The sequence below is a fragment of the Pseudacidovorax intermedius genome (assembly GCF_003350475.1).
Lineage (GTDB): Bacteria > Pseudomonadota > Gammaproteobacteria > Burkholderiales > Burkholderiaceae_C > Xenophilus > Xenophilus intermedius.
Map to the genome: position 1 here is coordinate 177,610 of NZ_QQAV01000004.1, position 17,371 is coordinate 194,980.

Annotated in this window: 16 protein-coding genes and 1 tRNA gene; 5 read left to right on the forward strand and 12 right to left on the reverse strand. The window is 70.4% G+C overall.

The annotated features are described in order from the left end of the window. Positions 1 to 7 precede the first annotated feature (7 nt). Together DFR41_RS12895 and DFR41_RS12900 are read right to left on the reverse strand one after the other, a co-directional pair. Entirely contained in the window at positions 8 to 1,015 is a 1,008-nt protein-coding gene (locus tag DFR41_RS12895) for a metal-dependent hydrolase (protein ID WP_114802963.1), read from the reverse strand. 48 nt (positions 1,016 to 1,063) lie between these two features. Then, positions 1,064 to 2,041, reverse strand: coding sequence for a LysR substrate-binding domain-containing protein (locus DFR41_RS12900; protein WP_114802964.1), 978 nt, complete (start codon positions 2,039 to 2,041; stop codon positions 1,064 to 1,066). A 92-nt stretch (positions 2,042 to 2,133) separates the two neighbouring features. Between DFR41_RS12900 and DFR41_RS12905 the strand changes: the two genes are divergently transcribed. Beyond that, the gene (locus DFR41_RS12905) at positions 2,134 to 3,132 is read left to right on the forward strand and encodes a tripartite tricarboxylate transporter substrate-binding protein (RefSeq protein ID WP_114802965.1); all 999 of its coding nucleotides are present in this window, start codon (positions 2,134 to 2,136) and stop codon (positions 3,130 to 3,132) included. Then, positions 3,129 to 4,268, forward strand: a complete 1,140-nt coding sequence (locus DFR41_RS12910) for a CoA transferase (RefSeq protein ID WP_017759487.1) — start codon at positions 3,129 to 3,131, stop codon at positions 4,266 to 4,268. The genes DFR41_RS12905 and DFR41_RS12910 overlap by 4 nt, the downstream gene beginning before the upstream one ends. A 39-nt stretch (positions 4,269 to 4,307) precedes the next feature. On the opposite strand, the gene DFR41_RS12915 is transcribed toward DFR41_RS12910, so the two are convergent. Genes DFR41_RS12915 through DFR41_RS12930 form a run of 4 tightly spaced genes read right to left on the reverse strand, consistent with a single transcriptional unit; the run spans position 4,308 to position 9,616 of the window. After that, positions 4,308 to 6,080, reverse strand: coding sequence for a carboxylesterase/lipase family protein (locus tag DFR41_RS12915; protein WP_017759488.1), 1,773 nt, complete (start codon positions 6,078 to 6,080; stop codon positions 4,308 to 4,310). Next, on the reverse strand, positions 6,077 to 7,066 hold the full coding sequence (locus DFR41_RS12920; RefSeq protein WP_017759489.1) for a Bug family tripartite tricarboxylate transporter substrate binding protein: 990 nt from the start codon (positions 7,064 to 7,066) through the stop codon (positions 6,077 to 6,079). The genes DFR41_RS12915 and DFR41_RS12920 overlap by 4 nt, the downstream gene beginning before the upstream one ends. A 40-nt stretch (positions 7,067 to 7,106) precedes the next feature. Continuing rightward, positions 7,107 to 8,375 (reverse strand): DUF1254 domain-containing protein, encoded by a 1,269-nt coding sequence (locus DFR41_RS12925; RefSeq protein WP_114802966.1) that lies wholly within the window; start codon positions 8,373 to 8,375, stop codon positions 7,107 to 7,109. Continuing rightward, positions 8,372 to 9,616, reverse strand: a complete 1,245-nt coding sequence (locus tag DFR41_RS12930; protein WP_114802967.1) for a CaiB/BaiF CoA transferase family protein — start codon at positions 9,614 to 9,616, stop codon at positions 8,372 to 8,374. Before DFR41_RS12930 ends, DFR41_RS12925 begins: the two co-directional genes overlap by 4 nt. 87 nt (positions 9,617 to 9,703) lie before the next feature. Here DFR41_RS12930 and DFR41_RS12935 point away from each other — a divergent pair, with 87 nt between their 5' ends. From DFR41_RS12935 to DFR41_RS12945, 3 genes are all read left to right on the forward strand, one after another. Then, positions 9,704 to 10,696 (forward strand): LysR family transcriptional regulator, encoded by a 993-nt coding sequence (locus DFR41_RS12935; protein ID WP_114802968.1) that lies wholly within the window; start codon positions 9,704 to 9,706, stop codon positions 10,694 to 10,696. Between the two features lie 464 nt (positions 10,697 to 11,160). Next, a tRNA-Arg gene (locus tag DFR41_RS12940) sits at positions 11,161 to 11,237 on the forward strand. Between the two features lie 488 nt (positions 11,238 to 11,725). Next, complete coding sequence (locus tag DFR41_RS12945) at positions 11,726 to 11,947, forward strand: hypothetical protein (protein WP_114802969.1); 222 nt, start codon at positions 11,726 to 11,728, stop codon at positions 11,945 to 11,947. Here DFR41_RS12945 and DFR41_RS12950 read toward each other — a convergent pair. The 6 genes from DFR41_RS12950 to DFR41_RS12975 form a co-directional block, all read right to left on the reverse strand. Beyond that, positions 11,931 to 12,908 (reverse strand): Bug family tripartite tricarboxylate transporter substrate binding protein, encoded by a 978-nt coding sequence (locus tag DFR41_RS12950; RefSeq protein ID WP_081682190.1) that lies wholly within the window; start codon positions 12,906 to 12,908, stop codon positions 11,931 to 11,933. The two genes, DFR41_RS12945 and DFR41_RS12950, sit on opposite strands and share 17 nt — an antisense overlap. A gap of 151 nt (positions 12,909 to 13,059) precedes the next feature. After that, on the reverse strand, positions 13,060 to 13,491 hold the full coding sequence (locus DFR41_RS27695) for a MarR family transcriptional regulator (RefSeq protein WP_170159364.1): 432 nt from the start codon (positions 13,489 to 13,491) through the stop codon (positions 13,060 to 13,062). Between the two features lie 226 nt (positions 13,492 to 13,717). After that, positions 13,718 to 14,710, reverse strand: a complete 993-nt coding sequence (locus DFR41_RS12960) for a zinc-dependent alcohol dehydrogenase family protein (protein WP_017762357.1) — start codon at positions 14,708 to 14,710, stop codon at positions 13,718 to 13,720. A gap of 44 nt (positions 14,711 to 14,754) precedes the next feature. Then, positions 14,755 to 15,333: an amino acid synthesis family protein gene (locus tag DFR41_RS12965; RefSeq protein ID WP_017762358.1), complete on the reverse strand. Its 579-nt coding sequence runs from the start codon at positions 15,331 to 15,333 to the stop codon at positions 14,755 to 14,757. Positions 15,334 to 15,350: 17 nt separating this feature from the next. Beyond that, positions 15,351 to 16,319, reverse strand: a complete 969-nt coding sequence (locus tag DFR41_RS12970) for a tripartite tricarboxylate transporter substrate binding protein (RefSeq protein ID WP_017762359.1) — start codon at positions 16,317 to 16,319, stop codon at positions 15,351 to 15,353. A 135-nt stretch (positions 16,320 to 16,454) separates the two neighbouring features. Further along, positions 16,455 to 17,318, reverse strand: a complete 864-nt coding sequence (locus tag DFR41_RS12975) for a fumarylacetoacetate hydrolase family protein (RefSeq protein ID WP_017762360.1) — start codon at positions 17,316 to 17,318, stop codon at positions 16,455 to 16,457. Positions 17,319 to 17,371: the final 53 nt, after the last annotated feature.

Below are 17,371 nucleotides of genomic sequence, written 5' to 3' on the forward strand. Positions count from 1 at the left end.
ACATGGGTCAGCCTGGCGACGCCCAGATGCGCTGCCAGGTGCGTCCCAGCATGCCCCTCGCATTCCGGATGCCGCCCTGCAATGCCACGGGCACCGGCCGCCACGTCCCGTCGCCCCAACGCGCCACGCGGTAATTGAAGCTGTAGTCGGGTTCCGCGCCCATGCGCAGGTCCGACACGACCAGGTCATCTCCGTCCCGCGCGGCCTTCATGAAGCCATGGGTGAACCAGCGCAGCCGGGCCACGGCGCGCTCCTGCGACAAGGCCTGCAGCGCCTGCACCTCGCTGGCATGGTGCGTGAAGCGCATAGGGCCGCTGTCGGCCACCAGCGAACGCTCGCCCTCCAGGAAGCCATCCGGCGTCATGACCACCACGCGCCACAACAGCGTGTTGAGCGGCGACGCCACGACCAGCCGTGGCGCGTCCTGCAGACCCTGCGCCGCCAGCGCGCGTGCCGCGATGTGGTCCACCCGCTGCTGCGCGACGAGGCTCCAGCCCAGGTACAGGCTGCTGAGCACCAGTGCGCCAGACAGCCATCGCCGGCCGCGTGCGCGAGGTCCCGCCACTGCGGCCACGATCACGGCGACGAGCAAGGGCAGCGTGTAGAGCGGATCGATGATGAACACGCTGCCGCCCATCACAGGCGGCGTCGGCGAGGGCCACCACAGTTGCGTGCCATAGACGGTGAAGGCGTCCAGCAGCGGATGCGTGATCAGCGCCAGCCAGATGGCGATAAGCCACGCGCGGGGCGCCGCCCGCACGCGCGTGCTCCAGCGCCGCGCCAGAAGCCACATCAGCCAGCCCGCCACCAGCAGCACCGGCAGCGAATGCGAAGGGCCGCGATGCCAGGTGACGTTGGTCACGGCATCGACGCCCATCCAGGCCAGCGGCAGACCGTCGAGGTCGGGCAGCGTGCCGAGCACGGCACCGGCGACGAGGGCCACGCGCCGGTCGCGGGCCGGCACGGCCACGGCGGCGACCGAGGCGCCGAGAACGATCTGGGTGAGGGAGTCCAAGCGATGTCGCCCCGGGAAAGGTCAAAAAAACGGAGCGCGCATCGTCGCTTATGCGCCCGCCGCCGCCTGCCGGACATGGCCGACCAACGCGGCGCGCCATTGGACGACCTGTGGCAGTGACGCCAGTTCGGCGCGGGTGATGAAGAACATGGGGCCCGACGGCAGGGGCCGCTGCAGCAGCAGCGCCTTCACCACGCCGCGTGCCTGGTAGTGTTCGACGGCCGTCTGCGGCGCCGCGGCCAGCAGCCGGCCGGCGCCGGCCAGCGCCAGGCTGGTGTGGAAGGAGGTCGATTCCACCGCCGCCGCCGGCGGCTGCAGGCCACTCTCCAGGAACCAGCGCTCGACGTTGCGCCGCGTGTTGGTGGCCGGCGGCGGCAGGATCCAGCGCTCGGCCTGCAGCGTCGCCAGGGTGTGCCGCCGGCGGCCGACCAGCGGATGGCCGGGCGCGGCCGCGACGGCCATGCGTTCCTCCCACAGGCGCTCGATCTGCAGGTCGCCCGTGGCATCCTCGCCGGCTTCGAGGCGGCCGATCACGCAGTCGACCTCGCCGTCGCGCAGCAGGCGCATGAGCTGGTCCACATTGGCCTCGCGCAACACCAGCCGGGGCAGTTGCCCGGCTGCATCGATGGCCGCGGTGATGGCCGGCAGCACGGCCACGGCGACCAGCGGCAGGATGCCCATGCGCAGCACCGGCATCGCCAGGGCCGCATCCGCACCCGCGGCGGCATCGAGCGCGCCGAGCGCCACACGCAGCCGGTCCAGCGCCACGCGGCCGGCGGGGCTCAGGCGGGCGCCGCGGGCGCTGCGCTCGATCAGGCCCACGCCCAGCGCGGCCTCGATCTCCTGGAGCATCTTGGTGGCGCCGGGCTGGCTCACCTGCAGGCGCTCGGCGGCGGCGCTGAGCGAGCCAGTCTCGGCCACCCAGTGCAGCAGCCGCAGATGCCGCACGCGCAGGCGGTCCATGCGCCGGGCACGGCGCTGCTCCGCGCGTGCAAGCAGCCCAACGTCGGATTCGGACTTGGCCATATCGCTCCGTGATGGCTCGTTTCGAAACCAATAATTGTCTGGCATGGCCCGCGATTCCAGAATCGGCGTATCGAACGACGGAGACAACGGCAATGAACGAGACGACCCTGCGTCGGCGCGGGCTGCTGCTCGGCGCCCTGGGCCTGGCCGCCGGTCGCGGCGCCCTGGCGGCCGCGCCCGAGGCCACGGCGCGCTACCCCGAACGGCCCGTGCGGCTGATCGTGCCCTACGCCGCGGGCGGTGGCCCCGACATCCAGGCCCGCCTGCTCGGCCCCGTGCTGGGCAAGCAACTCGGCCAGGCGATGGTGCTGGAGAACAAGGTAGGCGCTGGCGGCATCCTGGCGGCCGAATACGTGAACCAGCAACCGCCCGATGGCTACACCCTGCTGCTGGGCAGCTCCACCCACGTCACGCAAAAGCTGCTGCAGCCCTCGGTCAAGTTCGACCCGCAGGCCTTCAGCCACATCTGCCGTACCGGCACCAGCGGCTGCCTGCTGGTGGTGGGCGCCGATTCGCCGCTGCGCAGCGTGGACGACCTGCTGGAGGCCGCACGGCGCGATCCCGGCCGGCTGAACTACGCCTCGGGCGGCATCGGCAGCGCGGCCCATCTGTTCGCGGCGGCCTTTCTGTCGGCGGCCGACGTGCAGGCCACCCATGTCCCCTACCGCGGCTCGGTGGAGATCGGCCTGGCGCTGATCCGCGGCGATGCGCAGTTCGCCTTCCCCGTCATCTCCACCGCCCTGCCCCAGGTGCGTGACGGCAAGCTGCGCGCACTGGCCGTCACGGCCGGCGAGCGCGATCCGGCCCTGCCGCAGGTGCCCACGCTCAACGAGGCGCTGCGGCGGCAGGACCTGGACCTGGTGTCGTGGTCGGGCATCTGGGGTCCGCCGGGGCTGCCCGATGCGCTGGTGCAGCGCCTGTTCGGCGCGGTGCGCACGGCCATGCAGGACCCCGGCCTGCGCGCCGCCTATGCACGCGACGGCACGGTGCCCAACGTGTCCGAATCGCCCTCCGAATTCAGCCGCTTCATCGCCCAAGAGACCACGCGCTACCGCACGCTCATCGCCCGCAATCGCATCAGCCTTCCATGAGCACCGCCGCCATGCCCTCCCCCGCCCCGCTCGCGCCTGTGACCGACTTCGCGCCGCTCGTCGGCGTGCGCGTCCTGGACTTCTCGCATGTGATCGCCGGCCCCTTCGCCACCTTCCTGCTGGCACGCCTGGGCGCCCAGGTCACCAAGGTCGAGAGCCTGGACGGCGACGTGATGCGCCGGGCCGGCCAGGGCGGCGACAAGTTCCTGGCCCTCAACGCCGGCAAGCACCACCTTCGGCTGGACCTGCGCAGCGAGGAAGGTCGGCATCAGGCCGAGGCGCTGGCGCTGGCCAGCGACGTGGTGGTCGACAACCTGCGGCCCGGCGTGCTCGAAGGCTTCGGCCTGGGCTATGCGGCGCTGCAGGCGCGGCATCCGGGGCTGCTGTACTGCACCATCTCCGGCTACGGCCGGGGGGCGGAGGAATGGCGCGCCCGCCCGGCCTACGACCACGTCATCCAGGCGGCAAGCGGCATGGCCTGGATGGCCGGCGCCGAGGGCGATCCGCCCGTCAAGACCGGCTTTCCCGTCGTCGACTCGGCGACCGGCCTGCTGGCCGCACTGGCCATCCTGAGCGCGCTGCGCGAGCGCGAGCGCAGCGGCCGCGGCGCGCTGGTCGATGTCTCCATGGCCGGCGCGGCACTGCAGCTCATGTATCCGCTGGCCTGCGACGCGCTCACCACGGGCAGCGTGCCGCCGCGCGTGGGCAACCAGGGCTACTCGGGCAGTCCGGCGGCCGACTTCTTCCAGGCCGAGGACGGATGGCTCGCCATCGGCGCGAACACGCCGCGCCAGTTGCTGGCCGTGCTGCAGGTGTTGGGCCTGGGCCATCTGGCCAGCGATCCCGCCGTGTTCGCGCAGCCGCTGGACGCGGGCGGCCCCGTGAGCTTCGTGCGGGCGCTCGACCCTGCCGCGCTCAAAGCGGCGCTGGCCCGTGCGATTGCAGCGCGCGGTGCCGCCGAACTCGAAGCCGCGATCAGCCAGGCCGGCGCCCCCGCCGCGCGACTGCGCACCATCGCCGAATTCAGCCGCGAGGCGGCCGACAACGGCTGCATCGGCACCGTGGTCCTGACCGAGGGCGAGACCACGGTGCGCTCGACGGGGCTGGGCTTCCAGGTCTACAGGCCGCTCGGCTGACGTGCACGCGCCGCGGCGCGTTGCGCCGACGGCAGACGCTCATCGCACGCCGATGGCCTTGTCCATCGCCGTGGCGTCGAAGACCAGCCGCCCCGGCCACTGCGGCCATTCCCGTCCCAATGACGGATCGTTGGGATTGCCGCTGCGCGCGAAGGCGCCCAGGCTGGCCATCATGGCCTGCGACAGCGCCAGCCGCCCCGGCGCATTGGCCCGGCTGAATGAGATGTTGGCAAAGAGCGAGGGGCCGAAATTGCCGAAGACGAAGGGCAGGTCGAAGGCATGGGCCGCACCGAAGATACGGTCGAAGGGCGCGGGCAGCTCGTCCCATTCGAACTCGTAGGCCCAGAGCTCGCGCTGTCGGCTGTGCAGCGCATTCATCATGTCGTCACGGATGGCCGTGAACCACAGGCGGTCGAGCTCGGCCGCGCGGGCGTCGAAGCCGGTGCGCGGCGCATCGGTGGGCAGGTACGCGGGCGGGATCCATTGCTCGATGCGGGTCTGCGGCGGCCCGTCGGGGTCGTAGCGGTGGGCCAGCGCAAAGACGGCCGCATCGTCCAGCAGCCGGCCGCTGGTGCCACCCAGGTCCGGCCGCAGCGCGAAGAGCTGGGGAAAGAGCTTGGTCTCGTCGCGCGCATGGCCGGCCAGCACGGGCACCTTCACATAGCGGCCGGCGCGCACCGCGGCGATCGGGTCCGGGGGCAGCACCCAGCCGTCGGGAATGGGATTGGAGGCAGCCATGCCGCGGGCGGCGAGTCGCGTGCGGACCAGATCGAGCAGCGTGTCGGCCGGCATGGCGCGCAGCCAGGCTGCCAGCTGGGCCGGAGCGGCGTCGCGTGCGAGCTGACGGGCCTGCGCTTCGTTCGCCGCATGACCGCCTGCGATCAGGCTTTCGAGCAGCAGGGCCTCTCCGCGGGTGGCCCAGACGGACCTCGGAAGCACTCCGGCGATGGCACCCCGCGGCAGCGTCGCCGCCGTGGACAGCCCGCCGCTCAGCGCGGCCACGCGGTGGAACACCGGCCGCTCGCGCGCCACCAGCATCGGCGACACCAGCAGCGCATCGACGTTGACCGCACCCGCGGATTGGCCCATGAGCGTCACGCGGCCTGGATCGCCGCCGAAGGCCGCGATGTTCCCGGCCACGAACTCCAGCGCACGGCTGATATCCAGCAGGGCGAAGTTGCCCGAGTCCTCCTCGCGCTGGCCGGTCTTGAGCGGCGCCGCATCGAGGAAGCCGAAGATGCCGAGCCGGTAGTTGACGCTGACGACCACGGCGTCCTGCGAGCGCGCCAGCGCGGCGCCGTCGTAGACCGGGTCGGCGGTGTAGCCGCTGATGTTGCTGCCGCCATGGACGAAGACGATCACCGGCCGCGGCGCGGCGGGACGCGAGGCCGGCGTCCAGATGTTGAGGTAGAGGCAGTCTTCCGAACCCACGGTTCGGCCGAGCGCAGTGCCGACGGTCTCGTCGTAGCGGTTGTTCAAGCCCGGCCCATACAGACGCTGGGTCTGCACGCAGGCCGGACCGAAGCGCGTGGCGTCGCGGGCGACGGTCCACGGCTCGGGGTCCTGCGGGGCGCGCCAGCGCAGCGGGCCTACCGGCGCTCGGGCATAAGGAACGCCCGACCAGCGCCAGGTGCCGGTGGTGGCCGCCTCGTCGCGGCCGACGATGGGGCCGAAGGCGGTCTGACGCCGGAGGCTGTCGGCATCGGAACCGGCTGTGGGCGCGGCACATGCCACCAGGCCCGCTGCAGCCAACAGGGCCGCCAGGCGCAGCACGCGGGCCAGCGGCCCCGCCCCGTTGATGACGTGGCTCATGATTCGGCCGTGATGTTGGCGGCCTTGATGATCTGCGCCCACTTGCGCGTCTCGGTGCCGATGAAGGTGCTGAAGGCCTCGGCCGTGCCGCCGCGCAGTTCCAGCCCCGCGGCCTCGGCCTTGCGCCGCACCTCGGTGTCGGCGATGGCGGCATTGATCTCGGCATTGAGCCGCTCGACCACCGGTGCCGGTGTGCCGGCCGGCGCCAGCAGGCCGTACCAGCCATAGCCCACCACCTGCGCCAGGCCCTGCTCGCGCAGCGTGGGCGCGTCGGGGTAGAGCGGCGTGCGCATCTCGTTGGCCACGCCCAGCACACGCAGCTTGCCGGCCTGGATGTGCGGCACCGCCGTGGAAATGGCGGTGAGCGTCGCATCGATGCGCCCGGCCAGCAGCTCGGTGTAGGCCGGCGCATCGCCGCGGTACTGCACCACGATGCCCTTGGCGCCGGCGGCGCGCAGCAGCAGTTCGGCCGTCAGGTGCGGCGCCGAGCCCGCCCCCGGTGAGCCGAAGGTCGCGCCCTTGGGGTTCGACTTGGCGTACTGCACGAATTCCGCCAGCGTCTTGTACGGCGCCTGCGCATTCACCACCAGGAAGAGGGGCGCGATGGCCGTGCTGCCGATGGCGGCGAAGCTCTTGTGCACGTCGTAGGGCAGGTCCTTGTAGAGCGCCTCGCCGATGGCGATGGGCGCGGCGGCGTGCAGCAGCGTGTAGCCGTCGGGCGCGGCCTTGGCCACGTAGTCGTTGGCGATGCGAGTGCCGGCGCCGGCCTTGTTCTCGACCACCACGCTCTGGCCGAGGCGGCGGCCGAGAAAGTCGCCCAGCACGCGCGTGAGGATGTCGTTCGAACCGCCCGCGCCGTACGGCGAGACAAGGCGGATGGCACGGCCTGGCCACGCGTCGGCCGCGGCGGCGCCGATGGGCCAGGGCAGTGCGAGGCCGGCAGCGGCCGTGGCCAGGAAATGGCGGCGGGCAAGGGTCTTGGTCATGTCTTTGTCTCCGTTCTTGCTTTGTCGTCGAGTGGCTTGCTCAGAGCCGCCGGATCGGCGGGTAGTCGAAGCGCAGCGCCAGGTGCGCCTCCTGCGGCTGGTAGAGGCGCAGCACCACGTAGAAGGGCTCGCCCGGCGGTGCTGGCAGCCAATTGAACCCCGGGCCGGGGTCCTCGGCCTGCAGGCGGATCGCCAGACTGCCGTCGGGTCCATGCACCAGGCCCGGCGTGCGGTCGCCGATGGAATAGCGGTCGATGGGGTTGGCCACGAAGAGGCAGTCGCTGCGGCGATACATCGTGAGCGACCAGAAGGCGCCCACCTGCGGCCCGCGGCCGGGGGCGAAGCGCAGTTCGTAGCGCTTGGCGCCGTCGAGCACGGCGCCGTCGGCGTCCACCTCGGCAGTGGGGTACATCGCCTCGTCCATGCCCAGCGCGCCGATGAAGTTGCGCGCGATGCGGGCGCGGGTGAGCCAGTCGTCGCCCCAGTGCGTGCGCACCATCACCGGGATGGCCCAGCCACCGCCCAGGTCGTGCGGCTGGCCAGCGGTGCGCAGGTGCGCGTACACCACCGGCAGCGCGGCGGCCAGGGCCTCGGGCGCCAGCGGCCAAGCCAGCGCCTCGCCCCCGGGTGGCGGGTTGCCGGCCAGCGCGGCATCCACCACGCGCCGGTAGGTGGCGGCGTCGGGCACGCGGGTGTCGCGGCCGTCGATGCCTGTATCGACCCGCATCGCGGCGTCGCTGCCGTCCAGCCGCTGCATGCGCAGCGCAGCCTGCAGGCGCCGCACCTGCTGCGCGTCCGGCCCGTCGTCCTCCACCAGGATGCGGCCGATGAGCCAGACGTCGTGGCCCGGCGCGGCGATGACCTGCGTCACCTCCGGCGGCACCCTGCCCTGCCAGCCCGGACCATGGACCAGCGTGCGCTGCGGCCGGTTGCCGGTGGTGCGGCGGCCCACGTAAGCGAAGGGATTGGTCCAGGCATCGAGCAGGCCCAGCGTCCAGTAGCGATCGCCCATGTCCGGCGACTCGATCAGCACCGGCCCCTCGGACAGGTCGAGCCAGGCATTGCTGTAGACGGTGTCGTTGTTGGGGCTGACCACCTCCTTGTCCTGCGGGCCAAGCCGGCGGTGGGTGTGGGTGAACTGGTTGACCCAGCGCCAGTGCGAATCGCGCTCGGGTGCGGCGAATCCCTGTTGCGGATGGCGCCGGGCGGTGGTCGCGGCACGCATGCGCATCATCTCGAACAGCGGCAGGGTCTGGATCACCGCCTGCTCGGCGGCGTCCGGACGGACAAGGTGGGTGTCAGGGCTCATCGGGTCGTCTCCGTCTCGTTGTTCTTGCGGCATCCGCCGACGACGCCGTCGCGGCGCAGGGCGTCGATCTGCTCGGGCGAGAAGCCGAGGTCGGCCAGCACGGCATCGGTGTCGGCGCCCACGGCCGGCGCCGCGGGCGGGGCGGCCCGCGGCGCGTCGTCCAGCGTGTAAGGCAGGGCCAGCGTGGTGTAGCGGCTGCCGTCGGCTGCGACGGCTTCGACCAGCATGCCGCTGGCCTGCACATCGGCGCTCTGCAGCACCTGGCTGTAGCTGCGCACAGCGCCCACCACGATCTGGTTGCGACTGAGCAGGGCCACGCATTCCTCGCTGCTGAAGGCGGAGAGGCACTCGCGCAGCACAGTGCGCAGTTCATCGCGGTGGCGCACGCGTTGCGCATTGCTGCAGAAGCGCGGGTCGTCGACGAGCGCCTCGCGGCCCACCACGCGGCAGAAGCGCGCCCAGTGCTCGTCGGCATAGGCCGAGAGCACGATGTGGCCGTCGCGCGTGGGCACCACCTCGGCGGCCGGCGCGTTGTGGGGCTGGCCGTCGCCGATGCGCGTGGGCTCGGGCGCGCCGCCCAGGTAGTCGCTCCAGGTGGTGGCCTGCAGGTGCAGCGCCACTTCCAGCAGCGAGGTGCGCACCGTGGCGCCCTGCCCGCTGCGCTCGCGGCCGTAGAGCGCCGCCAGCACCGCCTGCGCGCCCAGATGGGCCGCCGCCGCATCGACGATGGGCGCGCCCACCTTCTGCGGCAGCCGGTCGGGCTCGCCGGTGACGGACATCAGCCCGCTCTCCGCCTGGGCCGCGATGTCGTAGCCGGGCCGTCCGCGCGACGGGCCCTGCATGCCGAAGCCCGAAATCGACAGGTACACCAGTCGCGGATGGCGTGCGCGCACCGCATCGGGGCCGAAGCCCAGCGCCTCCACGGCGCCTGGGCGCAGGTTCTGCACCAGCACGTCGCTGGCGCCGATCAGCCGCCAGGCCACGGCGCGGCCCTCCTCGCGCTTGAGGTCCAGCGCGATGGACTGCTTGCCGCGGCTGTAGGCCCGCAGCATCGATTCGCCATAGCGCCCGATGTGGCGCGCCTGGTCGCCGGCCAGCGGTTCGATCTTGATGACCTGGGCGCCCAGTTCCGCCAGCACCATGGCGGCACCGGGTCCGGCGATGTACTGGCCCATGTCGATCACACGCACGCCATCGAGCGGCGTGGCGGCGCGGACTGTATCGGTCTCTTGGAAGCTCATGGACCGCGAAGTTACCGGCGGCGGCCATTCTTGAAAATTCAATAATCGTGAGGTCGTGATCACCAGGCGCTATCGCCGACCACCCCCATGGACAGCCGGACCGACCACCTCGTGCGCAAGCTGCGCCTGCGCCACCTCGAACTGCTGGTCGCGCTGAGCGAGACCGCCACCATGCGCGGGGCGGCCGCCCGCCTGCACCTGAGCCAGCCGGCGCTGAGCAAGATGCTGGGCGAGATCGAAGCCTGCTTCGACGCTCGCCTCTTCGAGCGAAGCCACCAGGGCATGCAGCCCAATGCGCTGGGCGCGAGCGCCGCCTACCGCGCGCGGGCGGTGCTCCATGAACTGGAACGCGCGACCGAGGAGGTGGCCGCCCTGAAAAGCGGCGCTGTGGCTCTGCTGCGCGTCGGCGCGCCGTCGGTGACCGCCGCCGTGCCCGCCGCGGTGGCCGAGCTGCGCCGTCAGGTGCCTGGCACCGTCGTGCAGATTCGCGAAGGACGGGTGCACGAACTGATCCAGCGGCTGCTGGCGGGTGAACTCGACTGTGTGTTCGGCGCAGTCACGCCCGAGCTGTTGGCCGCCGACATCATGCCGAGGCTGGAGCCCGTGCTCATGCTGGAGGACGAGCTGCACGTGCTGACGGCGGGGGCCCCGCCTCGCCCCGATAAGGGACGCCTGCACTGGACCGACCTGCGGGATGCGCCATGGATGGTGCCTCCGCGCGACACGCTGGTGCGTCAAGCCTTCATGACCGCCTTTCTCAACGAGGCCGCGGCGCCGCCGACACCCGTGATCGAGGTCATGTCCTCCGTGACCATCGGGGCGCTGCTGCGAGCCGATCCCACCCTGCTGTGCGCTGTTCGCCGCGAGCACGCCACCGACGAACTGGCGCGTGGCGGCGTGCACCGCGTGGAGGTCACGCCCCGCGTACCGCTGCCCTCCTTCGGGCTGTTCATGCGGCAAGAGGACCTGCAGCGCCCGCCTGTCGTCCTAGCTTTTGCGGAAGCACTGCGCCGGGTGGCACGGCCGCCCCGGCCGCAACGGCTGGGTGCGCGCAAAACCCTTGAGGTACGAAGAACTTAGAGATCGTGACAAATTGTGTCACTAGAATCCGCGCGGGTTGCCGGGGCGGTTGTGTTCCCGGCGAATCCCGCGGGGGGCGGACGAGCCCGGCGTCGGCTGGCACAAAGATCGCTTCAGCCGCCTGCCTTGCGGCTTGGACGGTCAACCCGCCCGCTGCGCCCCATCCGGCGTCAGACCCCTGTCACATCGCGAGAGGACATTTGCGTCATGGACCACAAGCAGTACGCGGCTCGGCGGAGGGCAGACCGCATCGGCAAGACCATCCTGGCCGTGCTTGCCGTCTGTCTGGTGGTGCTGATCGCCGTGCGCATGGTGTGACCCACGCCTGGAAAGCGACATGGACAATGGCAGGCCCTCTCGAGCAACGGCCCTGCCACTAGAATCACCGGCTTCGCGCCGACAGGCGAAACAGCGCTTCGACGGCCGCTGCTTCAGGCCTTGTGCCGGCCTGTACGCCCTTCTCACTGCCCATAGCTCAACTGGATAGAGCAGCTGCCTTCTAAGCAGCAGGTCGGGGGTTCGAGTCCCTCTGGGCAGGCCACCCAAAGAAATTGAATCGGCCCGGTTTCCGTGGCGGCTGTTTGGCTTCTGTCACCCCGCCACGGTGGTGGCCTGACAGGCGAGTTGCCGGTCGTCGTTTGCTTCGGCCTTGGCTGACGGGATGTCGAAGGCCACGTACAACAGCCTTGCCAGGTGGGACATACGTGAAGTCGCTGACCCACAACTGGTGTGGCCGCTCGGCACGGAATTGCCGATTGACCCGCTCCCTTGCGTCCACTGCAAGGGACAAGCCAACCACTGATCACACGCCAAATGCCCTGGCTAACTACCGGCCCGCCGGAGCCGGAGCCGGTGGCGAGGATCTCCCTGGCGTCAGGCCGCGGGAACGTTGCGGGCGCGCGGGAAGCAGGAGCTGGGTCGGACTGCAAACGCATGGTGCGGTGATGGAAATGAAGGATCGAACCGCGGACAACGACCCCGCAAGTCCTGGCACGCTTCCAGGCAGCGGATGCGCAGAAGTGGGAGCGCATGATCACGTCTGCGCGCATCGAACCGGAGTGCCCCTTTGCGCCCGATGCCCGGCGCAAGCAGCGCATCGGCACGCATGTCGTTCAATCTCTGCGGCGTCCAAAGAGAATCCGCCATGTCGGATTTCCGGCAAATGCGGTGCCGCAGGCCCTGCAAAAAGATGGCGCCCCGCCGGGCGCCAAACCACGGAAGAACCTCGTCCGTCCTAGTCGGCTGCCTTGAAGCCGGTCGCCTTGACCAGCGCGGCCCAACGGGCGGTGTCGCTGGCGATCTCGCTCTCGAATTCGGGGATCGAGACGTCGGGCACGTCGAAGTTCAGCATCTCGAGGCGAGCGCGGTAGGCCGGCTCCTTGTGCGCCTTCATCACGGCGCTGCGGATCTGCTCCACGAGCTTCGGATCGGTGCTGCGCGGCACGAACACGCCGAACCAGATCGTCGTCGTCAGGTCGCCCTGGCCGACCTCCTGCAGCGTCGGCACGTCGGGCAGGTAGCGCGAGCGCTTCGGCCCGGTCACCGCAATGGCCCGCAGCTTGCCTTCCTTGATCTGCGGCGTCGCCGCTGCCAGTTGGGTGAAACCGAACGGAACCTGGCCGCCCAGGATGTCGGTGATCTGCGGCGCCGAACCCTTGTACGGAATGTGGACCATCTTCGCCTTCAGCTTCTCGTCGAGTTGGTAGCCCAGGAAGTGCGACGGCGTGCCGGGGCTGAACGAGGCATAGGCCGCCTTGTTCGCCGGGTCCTTGATCCACTGCGCCAGCTCCGCGAAGTTCTGCGCCTTGACCGAGGGGTTCGTCACCAGTACCAGCGGTGCCTCGACGGCCTTCAGGACCGGGACGAAATCGGACGGCTTCCACCGCAGCTGCGCAAAGGCAGCCGGGTTGATGGTCATCATGGACTGCGTGCCGATCCACAGCGTGTTGCCGTCGGTGGCCTTCAAGGCCATCTCGGCACTGAGGTTGCCGTTGGCGCCGGGCCGGTTGTCCACGATGAAGGTGCCGCCGGTGGTCTTGTTGAGCTGATCGGCGAGCGCCCGGGCGAAGGGGTCGAGCGCGCCCCCCGCCGGCACGCCGACCATGATCGTCACCGGCTTGGTGGGCCAGGTCTGCGCCATCGCAGCGCCGCCCGCCATGCACAGCCCTGCCAACAGGGCACCCAATGCCTGCCTCGTCGTCTGTCGTTTCATCGTCGTCTCCACACCCGTCTCACCGACAGGCAAAGTTTTCAACGCTTTCGATGCTGCCCTGGCCCAGGCACACCGTGTGCGCCGGGCGAATCTAGGTCACGACAAGATGATTGCAAAAATGAACCATTCCTAGGGTTTGCACGCCCTTGCCCTACTTCCGATGGAACTTGCGGCGATCCGCCTTCGGCAGTTGCGCGGGCGGCACCAGCGCGCCGGCGGTGGACTCCAGCATGGACATCAGGCGCCCCAGCTCGGCACGGTCCTGCGCCGAAAGGCCTGCCAGCAGCGCGCCTTCAATCTCCTGAACCACCGGATAGAGGTCCGCATAGATGTCCCGCGCCCGCTGCGTGAGGTGGACCTCGATGCAGCGCCGGTCGTTCGGACGCGGAATCCGTTCGGCCAGGCCGCGCGCCACCAACTGCGTGACGGTGCGCGACGTGCGCGCGGGCTCGACGCTGGCACGCCGCGCCAGCGCGGTGGACAGCAGTGGCCCCTCCTGGCTCAGGACCACGATCAGCCGCCACTCGCGCCGGGTGATGCCGTACTTGCCTTCGCACAGCCGCACCAGGGGCTGCCCGCTCACCGAGGCCAGTTTGGCCAGTCGAAACAGAAACAGGTCAGCCGTTCTCTCCAAACGCCGTCTCCACCATCCATGTGCGCCGCATTGCGGGTGATCCCTGCGACGGATTAGAACAAGCGGTGCGCCACCTCCAGGGGTGCCGGCGAACGCTTGATGGCAGCCAGGACACGAACGCCAAGATCCCTTCATTCGCGCAGCCGCAGCCGTGCGGAGATGGCCACTCAGGTTCTCAGGGCACGAGCACGAGCTTGCCCTGCACCGCCCCCGCATCGAGTAGCGCGTGCACCTCGCGCGCCTGCGCGAGCGGATAGCTCGTCGTCGGCGAAGCCTTGACGGCTCCGTCGCGCATCAGGCCGATGGCGGTCTCCATCAAGGCGCGTCGCTGCCTGCGGTCGGCATCGAAGGTGTGGATGGAGAAGGTGCGCACCGCCAGGCTGCGGCTGAGCAGCGAGCGCAGGGTCAGGAAGACGTCCTCGGAGGGCAGCCCGGCGGCGATGTTGTACGAGATCGCGGTGCCCATGGGCGCCAGCGCGCGGATGCAGGCGATGAGCAGGCGGTCGCCCACATGGTCGAAGGCCAGGTCCACGCCGCGGCCGCCGGTGGCGGCCATCACGCGCTCGGCCAGGCCCTCCGGGTCGCCGTCCACCAGGGTGGTCACGCCATGGGCCAGCGCATGGGCCTGCTTGGCGGGTGTGGAGGCAGTGCCGATCACCGTCATGCCATGGTGCGCCGCCAGCTGCGTGAGCGCGGTGGCCACGCCGCCCGCCGCGCCGGGCACCAGGATCGAGCGCACGGGCACACCGCCCTGCGTGCCCAGCAGCATGGCCTGCGCGAGCTGGACATTGCCCAGGCTCACGGCCTCGGTGTCCGAGATCGCGTCGGGCAGCACGAAGGGCGCCTCGGCCGGCACGGCGATGTACTCGGCATAGCAGCCGCCGCGCTGCGGCAGCTCGCGTGCGCTGACGAACACGCGCTGGCCGACGCGGTCCGCCGGCACGCCCTCGCCCACCGCCTCGATCACGCCGGCCATCTCGTTGCCGGGAATGGCCGGCATGGGCGGCATCCACTTGTAGATGCCCTTGCGGATGAGCACGTCCGGCCCGCCCGCGCCGATGGCGCGCGCGCGCACCAGCACCTGGCCCGGCCCGCAGGCGGGCACGGGCACATCCACCTCCTCCAGCACCTCGGGGCCACCGGGCACCCGCAGCTGGATCGCCTTCATCGTCGTCGCCATCGTGGGTCTTGCTCCTGGGGCTGGGACTGCGCTCAACGCTGGCCGTCGTGGACCGAGACCTGTTCCTTGGTCAGGCCGCCGAGCCGGGCATGCACCCGGCCGCCGGTGCCCATGACCAGGGCGAACAGGATCTCGTCCGGGCGCGGTGCGTCCTGGATGCCGACCTCCATGCTGTTGAAGTGGCTGCGCACGTAGGCGGCATGGATGTAGTGCAGCGGCACCATCAGGCGGTAACCGGTGGCAGCCACGGCCTTGGCCGCCGGCACGATGGCCTTGGGCTCGCCCAGCACCGCGCGCATGGCCCAGCCACCGGCTTCGTGCCAGACGGCGCCGTGCTCCATCTCGCCGTTGACGCCCACGATGGCGGCCTTGCTGTAGACCTCCACCTGGTCGCGGCCCAGCGTCTCCACCAGCTCCGTCGCGAGCGAAGTGCCCAGCGAGCGCAGCTCGGCCATGAAAGGCATCAGGTCGGGCTCGTAGCGGCCGGCATACGGGTTGCGGATGACGGCGCAGGCGGCCGCCAGCTTGAGCGGCCGGTCGGCCACCGGGCCACCCTCGTGGTAGATGGTCTCGACGGTCAGGCTGCGTTTGCGGATCTGGATCAGGGACATGGGAGCACCTCGCTCGTTCATTGTTTGGGAATCTGGGCCTCGTTGACCACCACGGTCCACTTCTTGAGTTCGCTCTGGACCATGGCCGCCATCTCTTCCGGCGTGCTGCCGCGCGCCTCGCCGCCCATGTCTTCGAGGCGGCTGCGCACTTGCGGTTGCTGCAATGCCTTCTGCACCGCGGCGTTGAGCGGCTCGACGATGGCGCGGGACGTGCCCGCCGGCGCCATCAGGCCGGCCCAGGACGTGACCTCGTAGCCTGGCACGCCCTGCTCGGCCACCGTCGGCAGCTCGGGCATCTGGCCCCAGCGCCGCGGCCCGGTGGTGGCAATGGCGCGCATCTTGCCAGCCTTGATGTTGCCCATCACGGCCGTGGGCGGCGCGATGATGAAGGGCACCTCGCCCGACAGCAGCGCCGTGACCGAAGCCGCGTCGCCGCGGTAGGGCACATGCAGCATGCGTGCGCCCGACATCTTCACCAGCAGCTCGCCGGCCAGGTGGTGCGTGGAGCCGATGCCGGCCGTGCCGTACGACACCTGGGCGCCCGGCGCGCGGGCCGCCTTGAGCAGGTCGGCCAGCGAGGTGTAGGGCGAGTCCGCCTTCACCACGAGCAGGAAGGGGAAGAAGGTGATGGTGGAGATGCACTCGAAGTCCGCCACCGTCTGGTAGCTGAGCTTGTTGTAGAGCGCCCCCGCCACCGCATGGCCGCCAGTGGCCAGCAGCAGCGTGTAGCCATCGGGCTTGGCCCGCGCCACCGTGCCCGAGGCGATGGTGCCGCCGGCGCCGGTCTGCGCCTCGACCACGAAGGGCTGGCCCAGGGTCTTGCCCATCTCGGTGCCGACCACGCGGGCGATGGTGTCCGCATTGCCGCCGGCCGCAAAGCCCTGCAGCACGCGGATGGGCTTGTCGGGATAGCCCTGCGCCCGGGCTGTGAAGGGAAAGCTGCAGGCAAAGCCGAGGCCTGCAGCGAGAGCATCTCTACGCCGCATGATGGTTGTCTCCGTTGAATTTCTTATGGCTCGCACCACCGGGCTGCCGGTGGGCGATGTGTCGCGCATCCCGGCCGGGATGCGCCGCACTCAGGGGCATCGACAGGCGCAGTCAGCGCCCGCCGATGCAGGGCTTCAGGCCTGCTGGACGATGGGGTTGCGCAGGGTGCCTATGCCTTCGATCTCCACCTCGCACACGTCGCCGGCCTTCATGAATTGCGAGGGCTTCTTGCTCCAGCCCACGCCGGCCGGCGTGCCGGTGGCGATCACGTCGCCGGGGCTCAGGGTGAAGATGGTCGAGGCGTAATTGATGAGCGTGGGGATGTCGAAGATCATGTGGCCGGTGTGGCTGGACTGCACCACCTGGCCGTTCAGCCGGGTCTCCAGCTTCAATTGGCGGCCGGGCGCGATCTCGTCGGCCGTCACCATCCAGGGGCCGAAGCCGCCGGTCGATTCGAAGTTCTTGCCCGAGGCGATCTGCTTGGCATGGAACTGCCACTCGCGCACGCTGCCATCGTTGTAGCAGGAGTAGCCGGCCACATGCTCGTAGGCCTTGTCCTTGGGGATGTCGCGGCCGCCCTTGCCGATGATGACGGCCAGTTCGCCTTCCCAGTCCAGCGAATCCGACACCTTCGGATTGACGATGGGCGCGTTGTGCGCGGTCTGCGAGCGCCAAACGCGCAGGAAGATCGGCGGCATCTCCGACAGCTCGCGCTGCATGCCGGCGGCCAGCACTTCCTGGTGGTGGTCCATGTAGTTGCGCACGGCGCAGACGATCTTCTCGGGCCGCGTGATCACCGGCAGGTAGGTGATGTCGGTCAGCTTGGCCACCACCGGCAGGCCTTCGACATGCTGGGCCGCCTGCAGATAGTCGCCCGAGGCGATGTAGTCGAGCAGCGTGGGCTGATGCGGGCGGGCATGACCGAGGTCGACGACGCCGTCGCCGACGACGGCGCCCCAGGTTTCACGGCCTTGGTGGAGGAAGGACAGCAGTTTCATGGGTGCTCCATTCGAGTGGGAAAGAGGTAGACAGGGAAGATGCGGCGCCGAAG